We start from the raw sequence: 4046 nt of genomic DNA, 5'->3' as shown, positions 1-4046 counted from the left end.
TTTCGAGGTCTACACGCACAGTTATGAGTTAACTTATTCGGAAGGCGCTTATTAAATAAGACAGGGCGAATCTATAAAAAATAGGTTCGCTCTCTTTATACTATAAGGCAAAATTTTAATCTTTGGGATGTTCCCTTCCCTGAAAATTGTATAAATTGTGGTTAGAAAAACTATAATAATATGCTTCATATTATCGAAAATTGGAATTGGATACATAGACAAAAGAGGTATGTACTTTCATTATTAAAGGATAATCTACGAAAATCTGAAACAATCCAGTCAACTTGTACGTAAAAAGAATAAAGGTAGACTGGAGAAGGTTGAAATAATTCTGTGCAAATCTAGGATTGGAGAGAAAGTTTTATGACTTGTGATGATGATCAGTGAATGGAGCATTCAGTACAGCAATACATCCATTTGGAAAAAGAAAGCCCGGGGAGCTCTGATTAATATGCTCTCTCAAATTTCTATATTATTTATTGTCTTGTTCATGAACAGCCGTGCGGACGAGTTTTTGGTGTATTTAACTGGAGGGGTGGCCGTGATCAGTACCTTGCAGATGATCCATTACTTGAAAATGCCGGAGCGGGATTATGTTCGATTTGAAGATCAGGCCATCGATATACGTCGTGGTATTACTGGTCCAAGATGGCGGGCCGCCGATGAGGAAGTGAAACGGGTGCAGCAGGTTGGGGACGTTCTTACCCTTCGGAAGGAAAGTGGAGAAGACAAAGAAATTTATTTAGAAAACGTAACTGATCTCGATGCGGATAAAATCATTAATGAATTTCAGGAGCGTTACGGCGATCGAATGCATACAGTACCAGAAAAAAACGAAGGCTCGTTCTAGACCACACCACCCGTTTAGTAAACGGGTGGTGTGAAGAATCTATTATATCCCGGCTAATGATAACAGGAATGTAGCTAGACAAACGATAATTAATAACCCCAGGCTGTACTTCAGTGTCATTTTAAACAAGGTAGATTCCTGGCCTGTTTGTTTTACCGCCGCTGTTGCAATCGCGATGGATTGCGGGGAAATCAGCTTGGCCATAACTCCGCCGGCCGTATTAGCAGCGAGTAACAGTGCCGGGTTTGCCATGATTTGATTCCCTGTGACCACCTGTAAATGGCCGAATAACGCGTTGTTACTGACGACAGAACCCGTTATGAACACACCGAGCCAGCCGAGAATAGGACTGAAGAGAGGAAATAGGGCGCCGGTTTTCGCTAAGGCCAGTCCAATGGCTGAACTCAAACCAGCGAAGTTGGATAAGTTCGCAAAGCCCATGACGAAACAGATAGTCAAAACGGGAATCCACAAATCCTGGATGGTTAATTTTAAAGAGTCCATCCCTTGCGGCAGGGTGATCGCTGAACTGAATAATCCAGTAAGGAGTACAGCCACTAATATCGCGGTCCCAGTCGCAGATATCAAGTCTAATTTAAAAAGGGCATCTAAAGCTACCGTATCAGGTGCAATGGGCGGTGCTTTTTGAATTTCCTGATGTAGAAAAGGAACAGGAATAAAGGCCGTTGTTTTCTCTAAAAGTCCACCTTCGCTGAATAGAGCTTTAAAGGAAGGCAAGCTCCAAACGGTAATGGTGGCTGTAAGGATATAGAAAGGTGACCACGCTTTAATGATTTCTTTGACGCTGTAGGACTCGCCCTGTTGAATATCTGGCGCGTTTTCCTCGCGGTGAATGGTTTTCGGCTGCCATTTTCTCAGGAATAAAGCCAGTCCGGCCATACTCAATAAAGCAGCAAGAATGTTCGCAAGCTCAGGTCCGAGGAAAAGAATGGTGAAAATCTGAGCTCCAGTATAAATCCCGCTGACGACCAGCAGTGCAGGCAAGGTTTCTTTTATTCCTTTTACGCCGCTCAGAATGAACACGAGTAAAAAAGGAATAGCGAAGGAAATCATCGGAAGAATGTATGCGAGTGTTCTGGAAAGCTCCATCGTTTCCAAATTTCCCATCTGAGCTCCTACAATCACAGGAATCCCAATCGCGCCAAATGCGCCGGAAGCAGCGTTTGCGATCAGGCACAGAGCCGCTGCTTTCAACGGGCGAAATCCAAGCTCTACAAGAAGAGCAGCACTAATGGCAATCGGTACACCGAATCCAGCTGCACCTTCGAGGAACGCGTTAAAGCTGAATCCAATTAAAAGCAGCTGAAGACGCTGATCCTGGGAGATGTTCGCAATACTGGATCGAATCACTTTAAATTTCCCTGTACGAACGGCGATCTTATACAGCCAGACCGCCATGATGACAATGTAACCGATCGGCCACAGTCCATTAGCTACACCGTGAAGGGATGCAGAAACAGCTTTTGTAATCGGCATGTCAAAGAATACAATGGATACGAGAATACTTAATGCAAGAGTAAGAAAAGCAGCTAAAATCCCTTTCATTCTAAAGCGTGTCAGTGCTAAAAAGAAGAAAAAGATGGGTAGAGCTGCGATCAGCGCACTCAAAAATACATTTCCAAACGGATCATACTGCTGTAACCACATGGACGATCAACTCTTTTCTGCGAATAATCTATGATGTTGGCTGGTTTTCAAAATTTGCGCCCAGGATATCTTTAAGGACGTTAACACTATGGGCGAACTGCTGTTGTTCTTTTTCGTTCAAGCTGACTTCTACAACGTTCCTTATTCCCATGCGGTTTACTACGGCCGGCACTCCAATATAAACGTCTTTCGCATTGTACTCTCCATTTAAATGAGCACTTACAGTCAGAATACTGTTTTCATTATTAAGAATAGCTTTAGAAATACGAGTCAGTCCCATGGCAATCCCGTAATAGGTTGCGCCTTTCTTCTCGATGATATGGTAAGCTGCATCACGAACATTGGTGAAAATCTCATCAAGGTCTTCCATGTCATATTCTTGATGACGTTCCATTAATTCAAATACAGGTACCCCGCCGATAGATGCATGGCTCCATACTGGAAGCTCCGTATCTCCATGTTCTCCAATGATATTGGCGTGTACGTTGGAAGGAGCTACATCAAAATATTCTCCTAATAGAAAACGGAATCGGCCGGAATCCAGTATCGTTCCACTTCCGATGACGCGTTCTTTCGGCAATCCACTGAATTTCCAAGTCGCATACGTCAGAATATCCACTGGGTTCGTAGCAACTAAGAAGATTCCGTTAAAGCCACTCGCCATGACATCATCGACGATGCCTTTGAAAATAGTCAGGTTCTTTTTCACAAGATCCAATCGAGTTTCTCCGGGTTTCTGGTTCGCCCCTGCACAGATACAAACAATATCAGCATCTTTACAGTCTTCATACTGACCATACCAAGTTTTCGTTGGATTTGGAGCGAAGACCTTACCGTGATTTAAGTCCATGGCATCTCCCATAGCTTTATCTTCATTCAAATCGATAATGACAAATTCTTCCGTAACGGATTGGTTCAGCATAGCAAATGCATAGCTGCTTCCTACAGATCCTGCTCCAATAAGTGCCACGCGGTTTACTCGTTCTCTAGTCATATGAATTCCTCCTAAATGGTATCTGTGAATGATTGTGAAGTATATCACATGTTTATTGTGCAATATTCTACTTAACGAATCAATAGATTTTGTGATGTTTTTCACAAAGTAATTCTTTTTATAATATGCAAGCGTTTTCTTGTTCACATTTTGTTCAAAAAGTATTCTGGACTTGGTAAACTCGGATTTATATGAAAATGGACACACGGCCACATGATGAATTTATTTAGGAAACCTTTGTTCTTTTTGCAACCAATGTGGAATCTAATCGTAAAGAAAGATGAATGGAAAGAGTGTAAGTGAATAAGAGGAAGGTTATAAAACCTATTCAATCAGGGGGCGGGGCAAATGGGATTATTCTTCTACATTACAATCATCGTTGGTTTTTCTCTTATCTATTATGGATATGTCAAAAAAATAGATAATGACCTTAAAAAGAAGGAACTGGAAATTGAAGAGAAGAAGATAGAGCTGGAAATAAAAAAGGTAGATCATAACAACAGCGAAAAAGAGAAGGAATAGCATGAATGATTC

The 4046-nt window shown here is 41.9% G+C and carries 4 protein-coding genes; 2 read left to right on the top strand and 2 right to left on the bottom strand.

Going from position 1 to position 4046, the window contains the following annotated elements; genetic code table 11:
• Window positions 1-370: 370 nt before the first annotated feature.
• Window positions 371-850 (top strand): hypothetical protein, encoded by a 480-nt coding sequence (locus WAM07_RS12905; RefSeq protein WP_422167443.1) that lies wholly within the window; start codon window positions 371-373, stop codon window positions 848-850.
• A gap of 42 nt (window positions 851-892) precedes the next feature.
• Here WAM07_RS12905 and WAM07_RS12900 read toward each other — a convergent pair whose 3' ends face one another.
• Together WAM07_RS12900 and WAM07_RS12895 are read right to left on the bottom strand one after the other, a co-directional pair.
• Window positions 893-2518 (bottom strand): L-lactate permease, encoded by a 1626-nt coding sequence (locus WAM07_RS12900; RefSeq protein WP_422167441.1) that lies wholly within the window; start codon window positions 2516-2518, stop codon window positions 893-895.
• A gap of 28 nt (window positions 2519-2546) precedes the next feature.
• Window positions 2547-3512, bottom strand: coding sequence for an L-lactate dehydrogenase (locus WAM07_RS12895; RefSeq protein ID WP_422167439.1), 966 nt, complete (start codon window positions 3510-3512; stop codon window positions 2547-2549).
• A gap of 348 nt (window positions 3513-3860) precedes the next feature.
• On the opposite strand from WAM07_RS12895, the gene WAM07_RS12890 reads away from it, so the two are divergent.
• Window positions 3861-4034: a hypothetical protein gene (locus WAM07_RS12890; RefSeq protein ID WP_422167438.1), complete on the top strand. Its 174-nt coding sequence runs from the start codon at window positions 3861-3863 to the stop codon at window positions 4032-4034.
• The last annotated feature ends 12 nt before the right edge of the window (window positions 4035-4046 follow it).

Source organism: Halobacillus sp. (genome assembly GCF_049282395.1).
In the GTDB taxonomy this organism is placed as follows: domain Bacteria; phylum Bacillota; class Bacilli; order Bacillales; family Halobacillaceae; genus Halobacillus.
This window is presented reverse-complemented; position numbering and strand designations above follow the sequence as displayed.